This is a genomic window from Clostridiales bacterium, from assembly GCA_012512255.1.
GTDB lineage: Bacteria > Bacillota > Clostridia > Christensenellales > DUVY01 > DUVY01.
This window is the reverse complement of the sequence record JAAZDJ010000124.1, coordinates 1-22,811: the sequence shown is the minus strand read 5'-3', so window position 1 is coordinate 22,811 and position 22,811 is coordinate 1. Positions and strand designations below refer to the sequence as shown.

The following is a 22,811-nucleotide window of genomic DNA, read 5'->3' as shown; positions in this document are numbered from 1 at the left end:
GCAATACCGTTACATTTTGACGCTTTCTAAGGTCTAGTTCTATTAATGATTTTTTGGCCCAAATTTCGGGCGTTTTTATTTCTATAATGCTAAAATTAGGCGTTAATTTGGCCAGTTGCAAGATATTGGGGCTGGTCAGCATATCGGCGGCTTTTTCGCCAACATATTCTTCGGGGAAGATTACGGCGTCCGCGCCCACTTTTTGCAAAACCGTTTTATGAAGGTTGTTATTGGCCTTGGACATGACATATCGGACGTTTAGCTGCTTGCACAAAAGCGTCACAATAACGCTCGCTTCAATATTGCCGATACAAACAATGCAAGCGTCAAAATCCGACACATTGATTTGTCTTAGCACGCTTTCGTCGCTGGCGTCCGCGCAAATCGCGTGAGTGCAAAACTCGCTCGCGCTGTTTACTAAATCTTCGTTTTGGTCAATCGCCAAGACATCGCACCCTTTTTGGTAAAGGTTTTTGCAAAGCGCAAGACCAAAACCGCCAAGCCCTATAACTAAAAATTGAGTCATTTTGTTTTTCATATCTTTTACCTTTTATCCTATCATTATCGTCGTTTCGGGATAACGCAATTTGTCTTCCTTTTTTATATTTTTTAAAAACAATAGCCCAATAGTAAGCGGGCCTAGCCTGCCCAAAAACATCGCCAGCATTATAATAATTTTTCCGCCCGCGCTCAAATACGGCGTGACGCCAAAAGAAAAACCAACCGTTGTTAAAGCCGACAGCGCCTCAAAGAATAAATTATCCAAAGCAAAGCCTTGCGCGTTTAGGCTGGCGCTTTCAGTAACCAGTAGCGCCATAGTCGCCGATATAACCAAAAGACAAAAAAGGCTAACAACAGCCACAGCCTTTAAGATCATGCGCGAGGTTATAGCATGTTTGTTTAATATTATGCGGTCTTTACTTTTAAGCCCGGCAATGATCGCAAGCAGCAAAATTACCGCGGTCGTGGTCTTTATGCCGCCGCCCGTTGAAGCGGGCGAAGATCCCACAAACATCAAAAGCATAGTCAAAAATTTGGAAAATACGGTCAAATTATTGATATTGACATTATAAAACCCCGCCGAGCGCGGCGTCACCGCCATAAAAAAAGAATTCAAAAATTTTTGCCCCATATCCATATTGCCTAGCGTATGGGGATTATTCCACTCGGCTATGAGATAGCCGATTGAGCCCAGCAGTATCAAAGCGATAGTGGCCGTAATTACGATTTTGGTATGCGTCATCAGCCTGTTAATTTTACGCATTGTTAAAACATCCATAATTACCCAAAACCCGATTCCGCCCAATATTATCAAAAAGCTAACGGACAGCAATACCAAGACATTATCGGCAAAATCCATAAGACTGCCCAAACCGCGCTGATAACTTAAAACATCAAAGCCCGCATTGCAAAACGCGGAAACCGATATAAACAACGCCTTAAAGATTCCTATCGGCCCGAAAGCCTTATAAAAAGCAGGTGCCAAGGCCATAGTCCCCAAGGCTTCTATTATAACCGTAGTAACAATCATATACCGCAAATATTGGGCGATTTTAAATGAAGGCATATCGCCCACAGCTTGCTGAATGGCAAGCTTGTTGGATAATGTCAATTTTTTCCTTATCGCCAAAAAAATGGCGGACGAAAAGCCCATTATGCCAAGCCCGCCTATTTGGATTAAAACCAATAGGACAATTTGGCCAAAAATGGTGAAAGACAGCGTAGTATTGACCACGGTAAGCCCCGTAATGCAAACCGCGCTGGTCGCCATAAAAAAAGCGTCCAAAAGGTTAAGCCAATTGCCGCTTGTGTTCGCGACAGGCAGCGCGATAAGCAAAGTTCCGATAATTATAGCGCCCAAATACCCCAAAATAATTATTAATATGGGAGAAAGTCTTTTTTTGTAGGATGTTGCGTTATCTATGGTTTTCATGTCAGTTATCGTATAACCTTAGCAAACAAGAACAAAAACACGCGATTCCTTCTTCCCTGCCTACCGCTCCGCAGCCTTCGTTGGTTGTGGCGGTTATTCCTATTTGCTGGGTCGTCACGCCTAAGGTTTTGGCAAGCAAAGTTTTCATTTGCGGGATATAAGGATTTAGTTTAGGCTTTTGCGCCAAAATAGTTATGGACACATTGTTAATATCCGCGTTTTGATTTTTTAATATTTGGACAACCTCCTCAAGCAGCCTAACGCTGTATATATCTTTGTATTTAGGGTCATTGTCGGGGAATAATTGTCCGATATCGGCCATTCCCAACGCCGACAGAATGCTATCCATCAAAGCGTGAACAGCCGCGTCGGCGTCCGAATGCCCGCTAAGGCCCAGCTCATGCGGAATATTCACCCCGCCCAAAACAAGCTTGCGCCCTTGCGACAGCCTGTGGAAATCATATCCGATGCCTAAGCGATATTGGCAAGCTTGGCTTTGGGACAGCCTTAACAAATCTTGGCTTGTGGTTATTTTATAATTGCTCTCTTCGCCCAAGACATAATGGCAGCCGCCCCACCTTCTGGCGTAAACTTGGCTATCGTCGGAAAAGGCGGCGTCCGCATTATCATATGCCTGTAAGATTTTTTGGGTTTTGAAAACTTGGGGGGTTTGAAGCGCCATAAGACTTTGTCGATCCAAAACATCAAAACTATTTTTTGTTTTTTGGATAACCGTGTCTTTTATATCAATATAAGGAATAGCGCTGTCATGCTTTTTGCAAGCCTCTATTAGCCTTTTTATCAATTCTTTAGAAACATTAGGCCTTGCCCCGTCGTGAATTAACACATACTCGTATTCTTTTGCAAGTTCAAGGCCCGCTTTTACCGACATGGTCCGCTCGCTTCCGCCTATTGTAATTGCGACATCGGAATAAGACGAAGCTATTTTTTTAACTTGGTCCAAATCTTGTTTTGCGGCGACCACAATCTTAGGGCAGTCAAACTTATCCAAACAATGCTCAAGGAGCGTTTTGCCTTGATAGCGGTAAAAAATTTTATTATAACCAAGCTTAGCCCGTTCGCCTTTGCCGGCGCAGACTATAACCGCGGCGCAGTTATTCATTGATAACCTCGTAAGCTTGGGCGGGCTTGAATTTTAGCAATCTCTCGTCCACCTCAAGCACTCTAAAAACAAAGCGCTGATCGCCATAGCCTATAGCCACAATGTCGTCGGGCTTTAGCATTTGGGCGGATTTTGCCTGCCTTCCGTTGACGCTCACCCTGCCGCTTTTGCAAACTTCTTGCGCGACCGTCCGGCGCTTTATTACTCTGCTCAGCTTCAAAAATTTATCCAATCGCATTTTTTATATTCTTTTGATTTTAATAACATAATTTTAGCACAACGGGCTTTTGTTGTCTATGTATCTTTTTATCCTGCCTTGAAAATAAAAATAAGATATATTTTTTGGATTTTTAACAATACTATAATTATGAAAAAATCAAAGGTTTTTTTGATAACAATATTAATATTATGTTGCTTATCTTTGTTTTTTGCGTGTAGCGACACAAAGCAAAGGCCCGCGCCCCCAAAAAATATCCCCGAAATTATAGAAAATACCCCGTTTGTCCAAGACGATAACTTAACCCAAGAAAATAACTTGGCGCAAGAAGATACGGACCAAAGCCAGCTAACCGAAGAGGAAAACCCCCATACCAAAGAAGACTACCAAAAACCCACAGAGCCTATCGTCTTGGCGCCTTTTAATAATCCCCGTCCCAAGCTTTACCATATAGACAAAAGATGGACGGCCACTGTCCCTAAAGGGCAAATTTTGGACGCCCTTGAAAAGATGAAAATCAAAGTCGCGTCCATCAGCCCCATAATCGTGGACACCAAAGACGAACAGGGCTGTTGCGCTATTATTTCCATAGGCGGCAGATTGATTGACGCTTATGAGTTTTGCCAAAGGCTTAATTTGCCGTCCTCATATATTACGGACATAAAAATAGATAATGATAACATCATTTTTGAAGGGCAAGGCAGTTTTGACCCCGACGGATACCAAGGGATAACAAGGTAAGCGGCGTTATGAATAAAGTTATTAAAAGGATAATAACATGGTCAATAGCCATAATCTCGATTTTGCTTATAATGGCCATAATTGTGCTTATGATAGGCGGAATGTTCGCGCACGCCGATTATCTTGATCCGTGGGACAAAAGATATTACAAAATTTTTAAAGAGCCGCGGCTGCAGATTTTGTCAATAGGCGTTTTGGCGCCATCGGCGCACAATTTGCAAAATTGGCAATTCAAGCTAGACGAGCAAGACGATAAAAAATTTTATGTTTTCGCCAATCCTGAGCGGATCGCCTATATAGACCCCACCCATAGAGAGATGCTGATTTCAATAGGCACTTTTTTGGAATACATGACAATCGCGGCCAAAAAATTGGGATTTGGGACGGAATTGCAATTATTCCCCCAAGGGCCTTTAGACGAAGAAAACATCAAAACTTCTTTTTCCCAAACCCCTATCGCCCAAGTAACACTAAACAACACGCCCGATTTGGAAGGAATTGAGCTATACGATAATTTATTCATACAAGACACAAACCGCTATGTCTATGTTAAGACGCCGCTATCCCAAGCCGAAATGGATTATTTTTTTGATTTGGACGACTTTGAATCTTTGGACATAAAGTTTTTTTCCGAGCCCGCCCAGACCCAAAACATAAAAGAATTGGGGCTTAAAGGATTGGAAATAGTGGACAAGACACCGCGTCTTGCCAAGGAGTTAAAATCTTTGACGCGGCTTAGCGAACTGCAAAAAAATAAAAAGTCTTACGGGCTATCTTTGGAAACCGAAGGCGTCAAGAACCCTTTGGCAAAATATTTTATGCAAGGCATCTTGACTACCATGCCCTTTTTAAGGTCGGGCAAAATGCGCGCAAACCATACCCAAAAGATGTATGAAAAATTATATACGCATACCCCTACGTTTATGAGCATAGTTTGCCCTACCGAAAAAATGAATGACAGGCTGGTTCAAGTCAATTGCGGCAGGCTATACGCAAGACTGGTTTTGTCGGGGCATATTTTGAATATAGGTTTTCATCCAATGAGCTCTGTTATCGCCGATTATCCCGAAGCCGATATGGTAAAGGGCGAGTTTATGACCAAATATTTAAGCTCAAACGAATATCCGTTTATGCTGACTCGGGTGGGGATGATTACCAAGCCTTTCCCAAAAAGCATGCGCGAATACGCTTTGGACCATATAAAGTAACAAAACGGAACAATTTTTTAAGCGTCCAGCATATCTATGGAAAACAGGCGGATTTTTTCTTGCCCGTAAGTTTCCAGCCCCAAAAACTCTATTCCGCTTATTTTTTTGTCAATTAAAATCTTGCGCAGTCTTTGGAAATTATTGTCTTCGTTAAAAAAGTCAATCCATTTGTTTTCAATTTTAACCCGTATTGTAAATTTTTTGACCAAAGACGGCGGCGTTTTAGCGGGTTTTAAATCTAAAGGTTTATTATGCCTTTGCGGAAACTGTCTCATATTAAATTCTTGATGATTAAACACCTCGCGGTTATAGGCATGCTCGCGGGCGATATCGTTATCAAAGACAAGCCTTATATATTTGCAATAAGTTTTTTCAAACTCAAATCGCGCGCTTTGGCCTTTTTCAAATTCCATGCAGTATTTTCTGTCCGCAAAATCTCGTTCCACGCCCGAGATAAGCGCCAAGTAATTAGCCTCGCTTAAATTATGCGTAGAGTTTTTTATGGCATCGGATAACGCTCGCTTGAAGCCTAGCAAATAGCAATCGTCGTCCCTTATAAGCTGCTGCAATTTTGATATATCCTCTTTTAATGCGCGCGGGGTCTTGCCGTGTTTGACGCAAAGCCAAGCCGCCAAGCCTACCGCTTGCCCTATGGCCGCGCATGTCGCCATTACCCTTGTGGAAGAATTGGCTATATGCGTGGCGCTGATGTTTCTTCCCGCAAAAAATAAGTTTTGGATATTGACAGAATAAACGCACCTATACGGTATGGAATAAGGCGGCACGACCATATGGTGCAAAAACGGCGACTTAGGCGTTTTCAGGCCTTTTGGATGATGCTCGTCAATGGACCAGCCGCCATAAGCGATTTCATCCTCAAAAATCCTGCCGCTTTGCAAATCGTTTTGGTTGAGCACATAATCGCCTATATATCTTCGGTTTTCGCGCTTGCCGGGCAAAAACCCTATCCATTCCAATTCCCATTCATCCGCGTCATAAACCCCGCTGTTTTTGATAAAGTCCCATACCCCATACGCAATCGGTATGAGTTCGGCCCTTATTTTTTCGGCGTCGCGGATGGTATCGTCCTCCCCGCCAATCTCTAACCACCAAAAATTATCGTTTACAAAGCCCTTTCTGTCCGTCGTGTTCAAACGATAAGGAAAACTGTCTTTGGTAAACTTTTTGGCAAAAGGCGGCGGCGTAAACTTAACTTTTGTATGAGTTTGGCGCGCTTGCAAAAGCACGCTGTTGCCCATAGTTTTATTATCCGATTGCGGCGGAGCAAATGACTCGCCAAACTCATCGGCGGATTCGCGCCCCCTCCTAAATCTTGCGCCCGTAAACTCGGCCAAAATACTGTCGCCGCTGCTGTCGCAAAAATAATCCGCGCATATCTCTATTTCGGTATATGTCGTAAGCTGCCACGCTTTGACGGATATGATTTTGCCGTTTTGGGTTATAGCGTCAAAAACCGAAGCATTCAATAACAATTCTATATTAGGCTCGGAAATTACTTTATTATACAAAACCGCGTCCCACATCGGATAATCCATAGACGGATTATAATAAATATTATCCATCGCGATTTCTTCAATAAGCCCGCCCTCCCTATCTTCGGGATGGCGTTCGCTGGCGCCCCTAATCCACATGCGGATTTCGCTGGAAGCGTTTCCGCCCAAAACCGGCCGGTCATGGACCAACACAACTTTTGCCCCGCGCCTTGCCGCCGCGACGGCCGCGCAAATGCCCGCAAGTCCACCGCCGATTACGCAAAACCGCGTTTTAATAGAAAGCTTATTTTTCATATTTTTTGTCGCCCTTTTCTTTTGTGATGTAAACGATTACATCGCGTTATAAAAATATCACAAAACCAAATTAATGTCAATGGTAATTTTCTTAATTGTCAATAATAATTCTTAAATAATTCTTTATTGATTTTATTGCTTATCAAGCCAAAAATTAAAGTTAACGCCGTAGCGTCGCCATATTAGGCAAAGAATATTTTTATATGTAGACCAAAATATAAATTTTGCTGCCTTTTCATTTGGCGATATACCAAAAAAACCCAAATGAAAAAAGGCAAAGCAAAATAAAACAATTTATCCCTTGCCTTTTTAAAAAATCAAATAAAAAATTATTTAATTTTTCGATTACGCTTATTGAATTATTCCTGTTCTTGCTGTTGTTCTTGCTGCTGTTGCTGTTTTTCAGCCCGCGCTTTTTCGTATTCTTCCAAAATTCTTTGCTTGATAAACTCTCTGGTTTCGGTATTTAAAGGATGAACTATATCCTTAAATTCGCCTTCAGGAGTCTTTCTGCTGGGCATAGCGATAAAAAATCCATCGTTTCCTTCTATGACCTTAATATCATGCACTACAAAACATTCGTCTAGCGTAATTGATGCGATTGCCCTAATTTTGCTTTCCTCTTTGGTCTTAAGTCTGATTCTAACTTCGGTAATATTCACCCCTTAGTCACCATCCTTGCAATTAATACTTTGGGAATATTATGTATTCCATATCACTATGATACTACTTTTCTGTCAATAATTCAATACCTTTTAAAAAATTTTTGCCCAAAAGAGCGTTAACAGAACTAAAAACGCCCTCAAATCATATATATCTATATAAAATCATACAAATTAACCATGAATATTTATTTTATAGGGATAGGCGGAATAAGCATGTCGGCGCTTGCCATAATTTGCCACAAGAGCGGGCATAAGGTAAGCGGGTCTGACATCGCGCCCAGCAAAACCTTGCAAAAGCTAAAATCTGTGGGCATTGAAGTCGCCATCGGGCATAACAAAAAAGATTTCTCGGGCATTGATTTGGTGGTTTATAACGCGGCTATCTCTTCGGACAATTGCGAACTGGTCGCTGCAAAGGAACAAAATGTTCCTTGCGTCAAAAGAGCGCAGCTGCTTGGCAGCATTATGGCCGAGTATCCTTTTGGGATCGCTGTAAGCGGAATGCATGGAAAGACCACGGCGACCGCTATGATAGCGCAAATTTTGCACCAATACGACCCCACCATACATTTGGGCGGCGAGTTTGAGCTAATAGGCGGAAATTACAGGATAGGAAAAAGCGTTTATTTTGTGACCGAGGCTTGCGAATACAAACGCAATTTTTTATATCTAAAACCCTATATTAGTATAATTCTCAATATTGACGAAGACCATATGGATTATTTCAAGGACTTGGAAGATATCCAAGACGCCTTTAGCGAATTTGCGGCCAACACAAAAAGAAACGGCGCGGTGGTGGTCAACGGAGAAGACTCGCGCGCGGTCGCCAGCGCGGCGTTGAAAATGAGAAGATACCTAACTTATGGGATAGGCGAAGGATTTGATTATAGCGCCCAAAACCTAAGGGCGGATAACAAAGGCTGCTATTCGTTTGATTTTTATAAGCGCGACCGCAAGCTTTGCCGCATCAATTTGAAAGTCGCGGGGAGATATAATGTTTATAACGCGCTGGCGGCGGCTGTGGCGGCTAATATTTTTAATATAAGCCCAAAAAATATTTCAAGCTCGCTATCGGCTTTTAGGGGAGTGGATAGAAGATACCAGCATATCGGCGAATATAACGGCGCGCAAATTATAGCCGATTACGCGCATCACCCAAACGAGTTAAAAGCGTTGATTGATACCGCCAAAACCCAAAGTTCCAATGTGATAACGATATTCCAGCCGCACACTTATACCCGCACCTTAGCTCTTTGGGAAAAGTTTAAAAGCTCGTTGTCAAAATCCGATAAGTTAATTTTGCTTCCCGTGTACGCCGCTAGAGAAAAACCCGACCCAAACGCCTCAAGCCAAAGAATGTGCCAAGAATTAGCCCAACAGGGCATGCAGGCGCTGTATTTTGACAACTTTGAGGAATGCGCCGACCACCTAAAAAAAACGCTAAAAGAAGGCGATTTGGCGCTTATCGCCGGCGCGGGCGATGTAATAGACATCAAAAACTATCTAATCTCGGGCGCGCAAAAGATATAAGCGTATTGGCTGAGTTCAAAGATAATCTCATAAATAGAAGCTTGTTTGGGGATATAGCAAGAATACATAAAAACTCCTTTTAGCGTTAATATGAAAAAATTTGGAAGTTTTTATGCGTTTTTTGACGATATTACACTTTAATCATAATCTTATGGTATTTTTGCGCGTTTTCGCTAAATTCTTTTAAGCCCTGATCGGCTTGTTCAAACTTATATTCCTTAGTTACAAAGGGCGTCACATCCACGGCTTTTTTCGCCAGCACATTAATGGCGGCGGGTATTTGTTTTTGGCCGTTGGTTATGCCTATTACGGACAGCTGTTTTGACAAGATGCCGCTTATATTGCCGTTTAAAAGCTTAGACGAGTAGTAATCCCCTCCCACTATTGCGACCTTGCCGCCTACCGAAGCGTAATCAAAGGCTTTTTGTATCTTGTCGTTGGAATTGGCCAAATATACCGAGCTTTCGCAATACCTTCCGCCCGTAATTTGTTTGATCCGCTCGTCGGGGTCAGCGATACTGGTGTTTATGGCGTAATAAATTCCCAAGTTAGTAGCTATATCAAGCCGTTCTTGCGAGGGGTCTAGTATAATAGGCACCGCCTGGTAATAAAGAGCAAGCTGGGCCAAAATTATGCCCATTACGCTCGCGCCTATTATTACGATATGTTCGCCTTCTGTCGTTTTTAACTCGTTAAAAGTTTTGACGGCGACAGAGGTATGTTCTATAAACTGCGCTTCAGCGTCTGTAATTTGCGGGGGTATTTGGTAAATATTGCTAATAGGCACCGAAACAAAATCCCTTAACAAACCGTCGGCGCTAAGACCCATTGTCTTTATCTTGTCGCATTTCCAAGGCCTGTCGGTTTTGCAGGCGTAACAATTATTGCAAGAAAGATTAGGGTCAATAACCACCCTTTGACCCCGTTGCAATCCCGAAGAATTCTCTTCATCTATCTCGCTTATTACTCCCACAGCTTGCCGCGCCGGAATGCGCGGGTAAGTAACGCCCGCTAGCTCGCCGTTATAGATCTTGACATCGTAGCTGGACAGGCTAGCAAGGGTGATTTTGATTTTGGCGGTATTGTCAAGTATTTCGTTTTCGGTTATTTCTTGCAAAGACATGGATTGTGGCTTGTCAATAATCCAAGCTTTCACAAAGTTTACCTCTCTTAAGATTTAATTGCCATAATAGTATAACACTAAATAATATAATTTGAAATAATTTTATGCCAAAGTTTACCGCGCTTTCGCCAATATTTTACAATTATGGCTGATAAATACAATAAAATCGCATAAGATTGCCCATAAAACATAAAAATCAATTTATGTTTTTTTTAATAAATGCTTTTGCTTGACTTAGGATTGCGCTATGCATTATAATATTGTGACGATATTTTTGAAAGAGTTTCAGGAGCGAAAAATCAATGAAAAAAGATATCCATCCCGATTACCATATGGTTACCATAGAATGCGCTTGCGGCGAGAAGTTCGTAAGCGGCTCTACCATTAAGGGCGATGTAATAAAGGTTGAAATTTGCTCAAAGTGCCATCCGTTTTACACAGGCAAACAAAAAATAGCCGAAACGGGCGGCCGCATTGACAGATTCAAAAAGAGATTTAATCTAAAAGGTTAGATATTTTAAAATAATAAGCGCCAATCACGACTAGTATTTGGGCAAGAGTTATTGCGCGCTTTTTTTGTTTTTTTTATAAGGTTTTATTTGATGAAAAACAAAAAGACCAAAAAAACATTAATCGGCGGTCAGGCGGTAATGGAAGGCGTAATGATGCGCGGCGCCAGTTCTTTGGCTTTGGCCGTTCGCGACCCCGAAGGCAACCTGCTTATAAGGACCGAAAGGCTCAAGCAGACAAAGGGCGTAATCAAAAAAATACCCATTATTCGCGGCGCGGTTATGTTTTTCCAAACATTAATAATGGGCGTCAAGACTTTGATAAAGAGCGCCGAGGTTTTCAGCGAAGAAGAGGGCCAAAGCGAAATGTCGGCAAGCGCCGCCTTTTTCGCGGTGTTTTTGGGCTTGGCTCTTTCCATAGTCCTGTTTATGTTTTTGCCCAGCTTGGTAAGCGACGGCGTCAATTATTTGACATACAAATGGTGGGGCTATAAGAGCAATGTTTTGAATAGCGTAGTGGAGGGCGTTACAAGGCTTGCCATATTTTTGGCCTATTTGATTATGGTTTCTTTTGTAAAGGACATAAAACGCACTTTTATGTATCACGGCGCGGAGCACAAGACAATCAATTGCTATGAAAAAGAATTTGACCTGACCATAGACAATGTCAAAAGATGCTCAAGGCTGCACGACAGGTGCGGCACGACCTTTTTGTTTTTGGTCATGATTGTTTCCATAATATTGTTTACCGCTTCAAACGCGCTGTTTGTTTTCTTGACCGACCTTAATCCAAGGTTAAGTTTTTTTTCAGCGTGGTATGGCAAGCTCATCATAAGGCTGTTTTTGCTGCCGCTTGTGGCGGGGCTTTCTTACGAGCTTTTAAAACTTTTGGCGCTAATGCCGGATAATTGGCTTGTTAGGATAATCAAAGCTCCGGGGCTCGCGCTGCAATACCTTACCACCAAAGAGCCCGACAGCGATATGATAGAAGTCGCTATAAAAGCGTTTGATGCGGTGGAACGCATGGACAAAGACCCTAATGTCCCGTGCGTTGACTGGGACGAAGTGGATTTTAAAGAGGCCCAGGAACAATTTAAAAAAAGTCTGGAACAAGCGGGCATAGACCCAAGCGAAGCCGATTGGATTTTTTGCCATGTTTTAAAGACCAAAAGAGTCGGCCTAAAGACCATAAAACATATCAAGCGCAGCCAATATTACGCCGCCAAAAAGATACTAAACCAAAGAATACAGCAAAGACAGCCGCTCCAATATATACTGGGCGATACGGACTTTTGCGGGCATATCATTAAGGTCAACAAAAATGTCCTAATCCCTAGATTTGAGACCGAGGTTTTGGCAAACCTTTGCCTAAAAAAAGCCCAAGAATTAGCCCAAGCGGGCAAACAGCCCAAGATATTGGACCTTGGCACAGGCAGCGGATGCGTCGCCGTAGTTTTGGCTAACGCGGTAAAGAGCGCGCATATAACGGCGAGCGACATCAGCAAAGCGGCGCTAAATGTAGCCGCTGAAAACTTTAAGCCTTACAAAAACATAACAGCCGTTGAAAGCGACTTGTTTGAAAACATCTCAGGGCAATTTGACATTATTATGACCAACCCGCCCTATGTAAAGACCGGCGAGCTTGCCGCCTTGCCTTACGAGGTAAAGCAAGAACCCAAAAAGGCGCTGGACGGCGGCGAGGACGGACTAAATATTATACGCCGCATAATAGACCAAGCGCATAAATATTTGGTCGCGGGCGGGTATTTGATGATGGAAGTCGGCATAGGCCAAAGCGCAACTATCCAAGAAATAATAAAAAATCAATACGCCGATTATTATCGCGACATAGAGATTATAAAAGATCTTGACGGTATAGAACGCATCATTACATTAAAAAAGGTCTAAACATTATGATCAACAAATTGGAAGACATCAAAAACAAATACGACCAATTGACGCAGTCTTTGGCTGATGCAAACCTTATTAACGATATTGAAAAATGGAAAAAAACCGCCAAAGAGCATTCAAGGCTTGAGCCTATCGTCAACAAATATTTGGAATACAAAAAGGCCTTAGACGCCCAAATTGAGGCCAAAGAGATTTTATCCGCCACCAAAGACCCCGAGCTAAAAGAGCTTGCCCAAATTCAATTGGAAGAGGCGGAGGAAAATATCGCAAAAATTGAGGAAGAACTCAAGATTATGCTGCTGCCGCCTGACAAAAACGACGAAAAAAATGTCATCATTGAAATAAGAGCGGGCGCGGGCGGCGAAGAGGCCGGGCTTTTTGGCGCGGACCTTATGCGCATGTATAAGATGTACGCCGCCAAACAAAATTGGAAAGTGGAAGATATTTCTATGAATGCCACCGAAAAAGGCGGAGTAAAAGAAACCGTGTTTTCGCTATCGGGCGAAAATGTGTATTCCAAAATGAAGTTTGAAAGCGGCGTCCATAGAGTCCAGCGCGTGCCCGAGACCGAAACCCAAGGGCGCGTGCACACATCCACGGTAACTGTCGCGGTCTTGCCCGAAGCCGACGATGTGGTGGTGGAAATCAACGAAAAAGACTTAAAAATAGACACCTACAGAAGCGGCGGCGCGGGCGGCCAGCATGTCAACAAGACCGACTCGGCGATTAGAATAACGCATTTGCCCACGGGCCTTGTGGTAACCTGCGAAGACGAACGTTCCCAGATAAAAAACCGCGAAAAAGCGATGCGCGTGCTAAAATCTCGGTTATATGATATGTATCAAACCCAAGCCGACGAGGAATACGCCAGAATGCGAAGGGGGCAAGTGGGGACGGGCGACCGCAGCGAACGAATCCGCACATACAATTTTCCCCAAGGCAGAGTCACCGACCATAGAATAGGGCTTACCATATACGACCTTGAAAATTTTCTAAACGGCGAAATAGACTATATGATAGAACAATTGCGCCTTGCGGACCAAACCCGAAAACTTCAGCAAAGCGAATAACTTTTAAAAATTTTTTCCAATTTTATATTTATTTTTTATACTATTATAGCTAGGCATAAGCATAGCTTATACCTTATGCTTTTAATTATAATGGCAATTTACAGGTATTTTGTTTACAGTAAAAGCTAAATTATATATAATCACTTATGTATCGCAATAGACCATTTATTAAATTTAGGAGGAGCCTTTTATGGCTTTAGCGAAAAGAACGGCCCAAATATCGTCGTCGTTGACCCTCGCGATTACGGCTATGGCAAAGAAGATGAAGGCCGAGGGCATTGACGTGATAGGGTTTGGAGCGGGCGAGCCTGATTTTAACACGCCCGAATATATTATTGACGCCGCCAAGGAGGCTTTGGACAAAGGGTTTACCAAATACACCCCAAGCGGCGGCATGCCCCAATTAAAAGAGGCCATTTGTCAAAAATTTCTAAACGATAACAATTTGAAATACTCCCCTTCCCAAATAGTCGTCAGCAACGGCGCAAAGCATTCGTTATATAACGCTATGCTGGCCATAGTAGACCCGGGCGACGAGGTGATTATCCCCGCGCCGTATTGGCTTACCTATCCCGAATTAGTGAAGCTATGCGACGGCGCGCCTGTGATAGTTGACACTAAAGACGACGGCTTTAAGCTAACGCCCGAAAAACTCCAAAAAGCCATTACCCAAAAAACCAAGGCGGTTATAATTAACTCGCCTTCTAATCCTTCGGGCATAGTTTATACCAAACAAGAGCTTTGGGCTTTGGCGGAAGTCATAGAAAAGACCGACATATATGTAATAAGCGACGAGATTTACGAAAACATCATATACGACGGACTAAAGCATTATTCTATAGCTTCGTGTTCCCCCAAGCTTTACAAACAAACAATAGTCATTAACGGCGTATCCAAAACATACTCTATGACGGGTTGGCGCATAGGGTATTTGGGCGCGGACCAAGAAATAGCACAAGCCATAGACAAAATTCAAAGCCACAGCACATCCAACGCCAGCAGTATTTCCCAATACGCGGCGGCGGCTGCGCTAAACGCAAAGACCGAGTTTTTGAGCCAAATGGTCAAGACTTTTGACGAGCGCCGAAAGATGATTTTGGATTTTATTTCTAAATGCCCTTATCTTTCTTGTCCTGAGCCCAAAGGCGCGTTTTATGTCATGGTTGACGTCAGCAAAACCTTTGGCAAATCAATAGACGGACAAATAATTGACAGCGCGCACAAAGCGGCCGAATTACTATTGCGCTATGCCCAAATAGCCGTTGTGCCTTGCGAGGCTTTTGGCGCGCCCGAGCATATAAGACTTTCTTATGCCGCCTCAAAGGAGGATATCCAAAGAGGTCTTCAAAGACTGAGAGAGTTTTTGGAAAAATTAAAATAATGAGGCAAGGCTTATGAAAAGGCAGAATAAGCCCAAAACAATCTTTAACAAAAAAACCAACCTTTTGGAGCAGGAATATTATCATCACACCTTGCAAGACGTGCAAGAGCCCAATCTATTTAGGGATATTTTTACATACGACGAAGTTCCCAAGGTGGTCTTCAATCACCGCACGGTGCCTATGCACATGCCCGATAAGATTTGGATTACGGACACGACTTTTCGGGACGGGCAGCAATCCACCGCGCCCTTTACCGTGGAGCAAATCGTCCATATATTCAAATTGCTATCCAAACTGGGCGGCAAAAAAGGCATTATAAGACAATCGGAGTTTTTTTTATACACCGAAAAGGACAAAAGAGCGGCAAGAGAATGCATGGAGCTGGGGCTTGATTTTCCCGAAGTAACCAGCTGGATAAGGGCTGATAAGCGGGATTTTGAGCTTGTAAAAAGCATGGGCATCAAAGAAACGGGCATCTTGGTCAGCTGTTCGGACTACCATATTTTCAAAAAAATGAAGCTTACAAGAAAGCAGGCTATGGAAAAATACTTAGAAATTGTGTCCGCGGCGTTGGAATACGGCATAATTCCAAGATGTCATTTTGAGGATATCACAAGGGCGGACTTTTATGGGTTTGTGGTGCCTTTTGCCATAGAGCTTATGAAGCTCTCCAAAGAAAGCAAAATCCCCGTCAAAATACGGGCTTGCGACACGCTGGGCTTTGGCGTAAGCTATACGGGCGCGGCTTTGCCAAGGTCGGTTCCGGGCATTATTTACGGGCTAAGAAGATACGCGGGCGTGCCCAGCGAGCAGATAGAATGGCACGGCCATAATGATTTTTATCATGTAGTCACCAACGCCAGCGTCGCGTGGCTTTATGGTTGCAGCGCGGTCAATTGTTCGGTATTAGGCATAGGCGAGCGCACGGGCAACTGTCCGCTGGAGGCGATGGTAATAGAGTATTGCCAGCTAAGAGGCACGGACGACGGAATGGATTTGCATGTAATTACGGAGATTGCCGATTACTTTGAGCGCGAGCTGGACTACGCCATCCCCCCAAGGACGCCTTTTGTGGGCCGCAGCTTTAACGCCACAAGGGCGGGCATCCACGCCGACGGGTTGCTAAAAGACGAAGAGATTTATAATATATTTAACACGCAAAAGATACTGAATAAAAAGCCCAATGTATCTATCAACAACCACTCAGGGCTTGCCGGAATCGCATATTGGCTAAACGCTTATTACGATCTGGAAGGCGAAAACAAAATCCAAAAGCACGACAAGCTGGTGCTTAAGATGAAAGAGCTTATAGACCAGGAATATGCGCGCGGCAGAAACACTGTGTTTGGCGATGACGAGCTTGACAATATGGTGCGCATGATAGACCGCAAACTTCATAAGATTTTGAACATAAGGGAACGGAATATAAAATTGAATATATAAAAAATATAAAATATCAAAAAATGTTTTTCTTTTTATACTACATGGCAGGCATAATAGACCGCAAATTGCGTAAAATGTTTGAACATAGGAAAGCGGAATATAAAACAAATTATGTAAACATCAAAAAAAAGTTTATTAATCAAAACACATAACATATAAAAATAAACAATAATATCAAACATCAAAAAAAGAGTTTGTCCAGACTATAAGACAAACTCTTTTTCTATAAAAATGGCTTAAGGTTTACTCGCCGATAATTTTTATTAACACTCTTTTATTACGCTTTCCATCAAACTCGCCGTAAAAAATCTGTTCCCAAGGGCCAAAGTCCAATCTTCCGTCGGTTATTGCCACCACGACTTCCCTGCCCATTACCGTCCTTTTTAGGTGCGCGTCGGCGTTGTCCTCGTATCCGTTATGGGCGTATTGGCTGTAAGGCTTTTCGGGCGCTAATTTTTCCAGCCACCTTTCAAAGTCGCTGTGCAGCCCGCTTTCGTCGTCATTGATAAACACGCTTGAAGTTATGTGCATAGAATTGACCAAGACCAGTCCTTCTTTTACGCCGCTTTTGGTCACGGCGTCTTGCACTTGGGGCGTTATGTTAATAAACGCGCGCCTTGAGGGAACATTAAAAGTCAAAACCTGTCTATAACTTTTCATAGCCTTATTATACCAAAAAATGCCAAAAAATCAAAAGCCATTTGATTGATTATTTTTTTGGCTAAAAACAAGGGCTAAAAAATATTTTATGATTATTATAATAACGCTTATATTTAGCGGTTTGAATAAAACAAATCCGCATTAAATTGCTATTATGGCAACTTCTTATGAGTAACAAAAAACGCTATTCTAAGCGATTTTTAAACATCATTATTTATATTGGCATTATATATTTTGGTAAAATAAGTTTTATCAAAAAAAATGCTTTTGATTGACATTATGCCTTTTATTATGCTATAATCTTTTAGCGTTTGGAGAGATACCCAAGAGGTCCAAGGGGCTCCCCTGCTAAGGGAGTAGACTGAGAAATTGGTGCGAGGGTTCGAATCCCTCTCTCTCCGCCATCAAGGCACTACGGAAAGGAAGTATTCCGTTTGTGCCTTTTTTATGTGAAAAATAGGGTTTTTTTGAAAAATTTACTTGATTTCTTACTTTTTGTTTTGCTCAGGCGCAAGCGAAAATGAGTTTTTGTGGGTTTGAACTACCCTTTCTTACTTTTCGTTCACTTAACTTTAGTTCATAAGGTTTATAATTCGATTTCGGCCTTGATACTCGTTCCGTCTTTGAATTCGAACATTATGTTGTCTTTGCCCTTGATTATTATCTTTTCCACGAGCTTTTCAAATACATCTCTATCGAAGTTTTCCAGTTTAGTTTGCTCATTTAGAAACCTTTCCACTATTTCGCCCTTTACCTTTGCGAGAGACGCCGCAGTGTTGAGCTTTGGCCAACCTGTCTCTTTGAGCGAATAGCTCATCAATGCGACTCATGGCTTTTTGGCTCTCGGAGTTATATGTGTCGGCGTCGATTACCTTTGTCCTTCGTTTTACGCTAAGGTTATATATCTCATTCTGCAGCAGCTCTATTTCCTTATCTATCTTGATCAGATTATCGTCGTCCTGTTTGTAGTCCAGCTCTGCTATGGCGTCTTTTACTGACGACTTCACGGCGCTCAATATCTCATCACGGTTTGATATAAGCTTGTTTATAGTCTTAACGAATATCCTTTCCAAATACTCTTCTTTTATGGGCAGTTGATGGCATAGCTTATTGCTTTTAACATGCTGCTTGCATGTCCATACGTACTCTTTTTTATTATAGTTTATATAATTATGACGCCTAAATCCCCGCCGCACCCCTTTGAGCTTAATCGTTCAAAGAGGTTTTTTTTACAGTCTGAAAGGGCTGTAACTGTGCGTTACAGCCCCTTGATGGATTAACCGCGCCCGCGCTTTAAGACTCGATAGCGTATATCTTATCTGCCAAGAAGCTCCAGTATTGAGCCGATTTATATATGTTTATGTAGTCGGAGTTGACATATATTTTAAGATTATCTTTGAATCTGTTAAAGGTCTTCTCGCCGATTTGCGGCGGAGTCTCCGCATTGATCTCAATGCTGACTGCGCCGTCGCCGCCGCTGTTATGGAAAGCGTAATCTCCTATTTCCTCTATGCCGCTGCCTATTATGACAGTGGTTAAGCCGCTGCAAATATCAAATGCAAGATTTCCGATATGAGTTACGTTGTCCGGTATGGTTATTTGCGTTAAGCCCGTTCTATAAAACGCTTCTTTACCTATCTTTTTTAGCCCGTTCGGCAAGGTTATCGTCAAAAGGCTTTCGCAGTCTTTAAAGGCTTGCTGATAAATTCCCACAGTGGTTGATTTGAGGTTTGCCGACGTTATATCGGTGCTTGTCGTGCCCATTACCCAATTGCCCAAGTATTTTATATTGTCTTCGTATACCTCATATTCAATGGACGTGCAGTCTAAAAAAGCGTTGTTGCCGATATGCGTTACGCTATCGGGAATGGTAACGCTTGTCAGCTCCTTGCAATTCCAAAAGGCGGCACCCCCTATGCTTGTGACGCCTTGAGGGATTGTAATCGTTTCAATCGCCGTTTCACTAAAAACACTTTCATTGATTACGGTCACGCCTTCAGGTATATTTACCGATTCCAGATAAGAGCAACGGCAAAAAGCGGAATCCCCTATTTCCGTTACGCTGTCGGGCAGCTGGACGGACATTAAAGCGGAGCCAAAGAATGCTTCCGACCCTATCTCAGTTAAACTTTGGGGAAAATCAAACTGCGTAAGCATCTCGCAGTTTTTAAATGCTCGTGCCCCGATTGAAGTGACCGCTCCTTTTATGGTAACCGATTCAAGCGCCTCACAGTCTAAAAAACAGGAATCCTTTATCTGCGTCACGCCTTCGGGCAAGGTTATGGATGTTAAGTTGTAGCAGTGCCTGAACGCCTCCGCGCCTATATCGGTTATGGTGTCGGGGATGACGATGCCGATTATATGGCTGCTTATGAATGCTTTCTCGCCTATTGATGTTACAGGGAGTCCTTGATATTCTTCGGGGATTTCCACAGTTTCCTGCCTGCCGCTGAATCCCGTAACGGAGTACTCGTCGCCTTTAAAATAAAACTCCAAGCCGCTTGTAGGATCATCTTCTTCCTCATTGTTATTCATGCCGTTGAAGTCACAACAAACGAGGGACGCCGCGCACAACAGTATCAGACAAAAATACAAGAAATTTTTCATATGCAAATCTCCTTTAAAAACATATTATCAACAAAATTATATCATCAATCAGGCAAATAATCAATATGGTTGTAAAAACGCGCCGTCGGTAAGTAAGCGCCGCACCTTTTGATTTCCCGAAAATTTTTAGCGACTGCCGCCCCGCTGAGGGGGGTAATATTTGTTCAATACCGCCACCTAAAGGCGCGACGGAAAGCAAGTTTCCCGTTTGTGCCTTTTTTATGCGAAAAATAGGGTTTTCTTGAGGATTATTTGATTTCTTATAACCGAGGATTGTTTTTTGCGGCTGTTTTTAGCACAGCAATTTTTCAGCAGGTTTCAACAATGGACCTAAATCAAAAGATTAGGTCCATTGTTTCTTTTCGTTTTGCTCAGGCGTAAGCAAAAATGAGTTTTTGTAAGTTTGAACTACCCTTTCTTACTTTTCGTTCACTGACTTTTCGTTCATTAGTTTTTGCTGTTATTGTTTTTTAAAGCCAATCCGGTAAGTTCACCCCAACATTTGACAAAGACCTTTTTTAATTTTTTAGGTATATAATCTCATTTATCCGCCATGCAATAAAATCCGTATACAACAAAAAGGCCCTTATAAAAGGAGCCTTTTTGCCGTGATCAACCGCGCCAACCAACCAGGACGGTTGAAGTGCGCAGCTGTTTTGCCTGTTATATGCAACTTTCCCCGTTTGCGAATTTTTCTTCCGTTTACATGCTTTGCCTGCTTTAAAAATATTTTATAATAATATTGTTTTACGCTTCGACAATTTCAAAATCTATATAGGCTATAGTATCGGGGTTGTCAAAATAAAACGATATCTGTAACTCATCGTATTCATCGTCTATTGCGTCTGTTGTAATTTCGTCGAAATCTTCTACCTCTATGTAGTTGCTTCTGCTGAACATACCAAAAGATTTGTCCTCAGTTCGACAATATATTGTATATTTCATCATGCTGTCTTCTCCGTTGTCAAATTGGCAATTTACTTTAATTTTTTTGCCCGCTAAATCAGATTTTATACTTGATATATCTATTGAGATAAAAGAGTTGTATCCATCGGGTGTATCTTGAGATATCAGTTTAAGCATATAATTTCCCGACTTGTTTGCTATATCGCATTTTCCCGCAAAGGCAGTTATGTATTCGATATCCGAATAATACTCAATATCAAGGAATATGCCTCTGTCTTTAATCACATCGTAATATATAAATATTTCTTCGACTGCTCCCGCAGAGTCGCCCACTACTAATGTATATTTGTTATTTGCGTTAAGATTAAAATTGACATGAGTACCATCGCTGTAACAAGTTACCCGTGTGCCTTTACCGTATCCCGTATAGAAAGCAATATAGATATCTCTTACTTTTTCATCGCTGTCTTTATAGTATACACCCGCAAATTCTTTTTCATTAAAAGTAATGGTATAAATGTCTTGAGTTGTTTCGATATCTTTATAGGAATTCGGCACAAAATCCTCGACATCAATACGGATTTCGGGCTTTAAGTCGTATGATACAGCTATATTGTCCAAATACATTATAGCTTGAGTACTTTCATTACCGTAAAAAGCATATATTTTAAGTGTATCGCCCTTACTGAGAGTTATGGAAAATGTTTTTTTACCTTCCCATGTATCGTAAGTATAGTCTATATAATTTTCATAATCATTAAATAAATAAACTGTAAACGGGTCAGAAATATTATCAAAATCCAAGTCAAAAGTAACTTGCGCGTCTATATTAACTCCGTTAATTTCGATAAATGTATCCATATATCCAAAATTAACATTATATGCTCTATGTTACCGCAAGCATATGATTGTCTTCTTCCCTTTGAGCTATTTCCAATTTGCTGTCATAACATTCTGCAAAGTGTATATCGGCAAAATACTCAAAATCAAGATAATAGCTGTCTCTTGTTTCGGGGTCATATATATCGTAATATATCAAACGGCTTTGCGCCTGTTCTTGCGGGTCTGAAATTTGCACGGTATACCTGCCAATATCTCTTCTTAATGTATATATTCCGTCATCGCCCGGCACCTCCGAGCCCTCTGTGCCGTAACCTTCATATACGGTATACTCCACCTCGTTTGATAAATTTACGATAGGGTCGCTGTAACCAATATAAGCATATCCTGCTACATCAATTGTCTTTTCGTCATCTGTTGTAAGGAAATAATTGTAAACATCGGTATTTATAATAATGTCTTTAGGCCGGTCTGTAATTTTAATGTTATCTATGCACATTGTTACATTGCTATCGCTGAATAGAACTTCTATTTTCAATGCTTTGTATTTATTTGTAAGGTTGCTGCCTGCCCCGAATGTAATATGTTCAAAACTTCTCTCAAAAAAATATTTAATAATATGCTCATTATCATCTTGCAGAATTCCGTATATAATGAATTCCACAAATGATAATCCTTCAAAACTGATATCCATTGATATTTGCTTATGGGCGTCAAATTCGTGGGTGTTTATATAAACCCCGCTCGGATTAATCACCTTAAGCATTTTATTGCCGTCTTCTTCCACAATAGAAAAAGCGTCGGAATCTGTTTCGTGTTCCAAAATATCAAGGTCAAAGTCGTACTCAAAATCAGCTATAACCTCGTCTTCCCGAAAATATCCCCATACCGTAAATGCCTTTGTTGAGATGTTGCCGTCCGCATCTTCCGCCTTTATTGTTACTTCGTAAAGCCCGTCTTGCTCAATTAAAAACGCGCCGTCGGAAATTGAAATCTCTTCTTCGCCAAGCTTAACGGAATATGTAACAATCGGCTGCTCTGTAACATCGTCCGTTACCGAAATCAGGCCAACGGGAATCTGCCAAATAGGTTGTTTTAGGGCGTTGTAAAAATATTCTTCCTCTCCCGTATAAGT

The 22,811-nt window shown here is 41.9% G+C and carries 20 protein-coding genes and 1 tRNA gene; 9 read left to right on the top strand and 12 right to left on the bottom strand.

Features of this window, described 5'->3' with window-relative positions:
- From GX756_06370 to GX756_06355, 4 genes are all read right to left on the bottom strand, one after another.
- The coding region (locus tag GX756_06370; protein ID NLC17482.1) for a TrkA family potassium uptake protein at positions 1-538 on the bottom strand (538 nt) is incomplete at its 3' end.
- A 12-nt stretch (positions 539-550) separates the two neighbouring features.
- Positions 551-1,933 (bottom strand): Trk family potassium uptake protein, encoded by a 1,383-nt coding sequence (locus GX756_06365; protein NLC17481.1) that lies wholly within the window; start codon positions 1,931-1,933, stop codon positions 551-553.
- Position 1,934: 1 nt separating this feature from the next.
- Positions 1,935-3,056 carry a 2-C-methyl-D-erythritol 2,4-cyclodiphosphate synthase gene (locus GX756_06360; GenBank protein ID NLC17480.1) on the bottom strand — a complete coding sequence of 374 codons (1,122 nt, stop codon included), beginning with the start codon at positions 3,054-3,056 and terminating at the stop codon, positions 1,935-1,937.
- On the bottom strand, positions 3,049-3,294 hold the full coding sequence (locus tag GX756_06355) for an RNA-binding S4 domain-containing protein (protein ID NLC17479.1): 246 nt from the start codon (positions 3,292-3,294) through the stop codon (positions 3,049-3,051). Before GX756_06355 ends, GX756_06360 begins: the two co-directional genes overlap by 8 nt.
- 129 nt (positions 3,295-3,423) lie before the next feature.
- Here GX756_06355 and GX756_06350 point away from each other — a divergent pair, with 129 nt between their 5' ends.
- Together GX756_06350 and GX756_06345 are read left to right on the top strand one after the other, a co-directional pair.
- Entirely contained in the window at positions 3,424-4,014 is a 591-nt protein-coding gene (locus GX756_06350; GenBank protein ID NLC17478.1) for a hypothetical protein, read from the top strand.
- Positions 4,015-4,022: 8 nt separating this feature from the next.
- Positions 4,023-5,222 (top strand): hypothetical protein, encoded by a 1,200-nt coding sequence (locus tag GX756_06345; protein NLC17477.1) that lies wholly within the window; start codon positions 4,023-4,025, stop codon positions 5,220-5,222.
- A 17-nt stretch (positions 5,223-5,239) separates the two neighbouring features.
- Here the strand turns inward: GX756_06345 and GX756_06340 are convergent, their stop codons facing one another.
- Both GX756_06340 and spoVG read right to left on the bottom strand, forming a co-directional pair.
- Positions 5,240-7,030, bottom strand: a complete 1,791-nt coding sequence (locus GX756_06340; protein ID NLC17476.1) for an FAD-dependent oxidoreductase — start codon at positions 7,028-7,030, stop codon at positions 5,240-5,242.
- Between the two features lie 359 nt (positions 7,031-7,389).
- Complete coding sequence (spoVG, locus tag GX756_06335; GenBank protein NLC17475.1) at positions 7,390-7,692, bottom strand: septation regulator SpoVG; 303 nt, start codon at positions 7,690-7,692, stop codon at positions 7,390-7,392.
- Positions 7,693-7,872: 180 nt separating this feature from the next.
- On the opposite strand from spoVG, the gene murC reads away from it, so the two are divergent.
- A complete protein-coding gene (gene murC, locus GX756_06330; protein ID NLC17474.1) occupies positions 7,873-9,225 on the top strand; it encodes a UDP-N-acetylmuramate--L-alanine ligase in 1,353 nt (450 codons plus the stop codon).
- Positions 9,226-9,355: 130 nt separating this feature from the next.
- Here the strand turns inward: murC and GX756_06325 are convergent, their stop codons facing one another.
- A complete protein-coding gene (locus GX756_06325; protein NLC17473.1) occupies positions 9,356-10,381 on the bottom strand; it encodes an alcohol dehydrogenase catalytic domain-containing protein in 1,026 nt (341 codons plus the stop codon).
- A 269-nt stretch (positions 10,382-10,650) separates the two neighbouring features.
- On the opposite strand from GX756_06325, the gene rpmE reads away from it, so the two are divergent.
- The 5 genes from rpmE to GX756_06300 all read left to right on the top strand — a co-directional run bounded on the left by rpmE (position 10,651) and on the right by GX756_06300 (position 16,663).
- Positions 10,651-10,860: a 50S ribosomal protein L31 gene (gene rpmE / locus GX756_06320; GenBank protein NLC17472.1), complete on the top strand. Its 210-nt coding sequence runs from the start codon at positions 10,651-10,653 to the stop codon at positions 10,858-10,860.
- Positions 10,861-10,950: 90 nt separating this feature from the next.
- Complete coding sequence (gene prmC / locus GX756_06315; protein ID NLC17471.1) at positions 10,951-12,765, top strand: peptide chain release factor N(5)-glutamine methyltransferase; 1,815 nt, start codon at positions 10,951-10,953, stop codon at positions 12,763-12,765.
- Between the two features lie 5 nt (positions 12,766-12,770).
- A complete protein-coding gene (gene prfA / locus GX756_06310; protein NLC17470.1) occupies positions 12,771-13,838 on the top strand; it encodes a peptide chain release factor 1 in 1,068 nt (355 codons plus the stop codon).
- A 190-nt stretch (positions 13,839-14,028) separates the two neighbouring features.
- On the top strand, positions 14,029-15,219 hold the full coding sequence (locus GX756_06305) for a pyridoxal phosphate-dependent aminotransferase (GenBank protein ID NLC17469.1): 1,191 nt from the start codon (positions 14,029-14,031) through the stop codon (positions 15,217-15,219).
- Between the two features lie 13 nt (positions 15,220-15,232).
- Positions 15,233-16,663: a 2-isopropylmalate synthase gene (locus GX756_06300; protein NLC17468.1), complete on the top strand. Its 1,431-nt coding sequence runs from the start codon at positions 15,233-15,235 to the stop codon at positions 16,661-16,663.
- 243 nt (positions 16,664-16,906) lie between these two features.
- Here the strand turns inward: GX756_06300 and GX756_06295 are convergent, their stop codons facing one another.
- A complete protein-coding gene (locus tag GX756_06295) occupies positions 16,907-17,323 on the bottom strand; it encodes a YjbQ family protein (GenBank protein NLC17467.1) in 417 nt (138 codons plus the stop codon).
- Between the two features lie 313 nt (positions 17,324-17,636).
- Between GX756_06295 and GX756_06290 the strand changes: the two genes are divergently transcribed.
- Positions 17,637-17,727 (top strand) — tRNA-Ser (locus GX756_06290).
- Between the two features lie 182 nt (positions 17,728-17,909).
- On the opposite strand, the gene GX756_06285 is transcribed toward GX756_06290, so the two are convergent.
- From GX756_06285 to GX756_06270, 4 genes are all read right to left on the bottom strand, one after another.
- Entirely contained in the window at positions 17,910-18,140 is a 231-nt protein-coding gene (locus tag GX756_06285; protein NLC17466.1) for a hypothetical protein, read from the bottom strand.
- A 476-nt stretch (positions 18,141-18,616) separates the two neighbouring features.
- A complete protein-coding gene (locus GX756_06280; GenBank protein ID NLC17465.1) occupies positions 18,617-19,930 on the bottom strand; it encodes a leucine-rich repeat domain-containing protein in 1,314 nt (437 codons plus the stop codon).
- Positions 19,931-20,677: 747 nt separating this feature from the next.
- Positions 20,678-21,697 carry a hypothetical protein gene (locus GX756_06275; GenBank protein ID NLC17464.1) on the bottom strand — a complete coding sequence of 340 codons (1,020 nt, stop codon included), beginning with the start codon at positions 21,695-21,697 and terminating at the stop codon, positions 20,678-20,680.
- 25 nt (positions 21,698-21,722) lie between these two features.
- A partial coding sequence (locus GX756_06270) for a hypothetical protein (protein ID NLC17463.1) occupies positions 21,723-22,811 on the bottom strand: 1,089 nt, incomplete at its 5' end.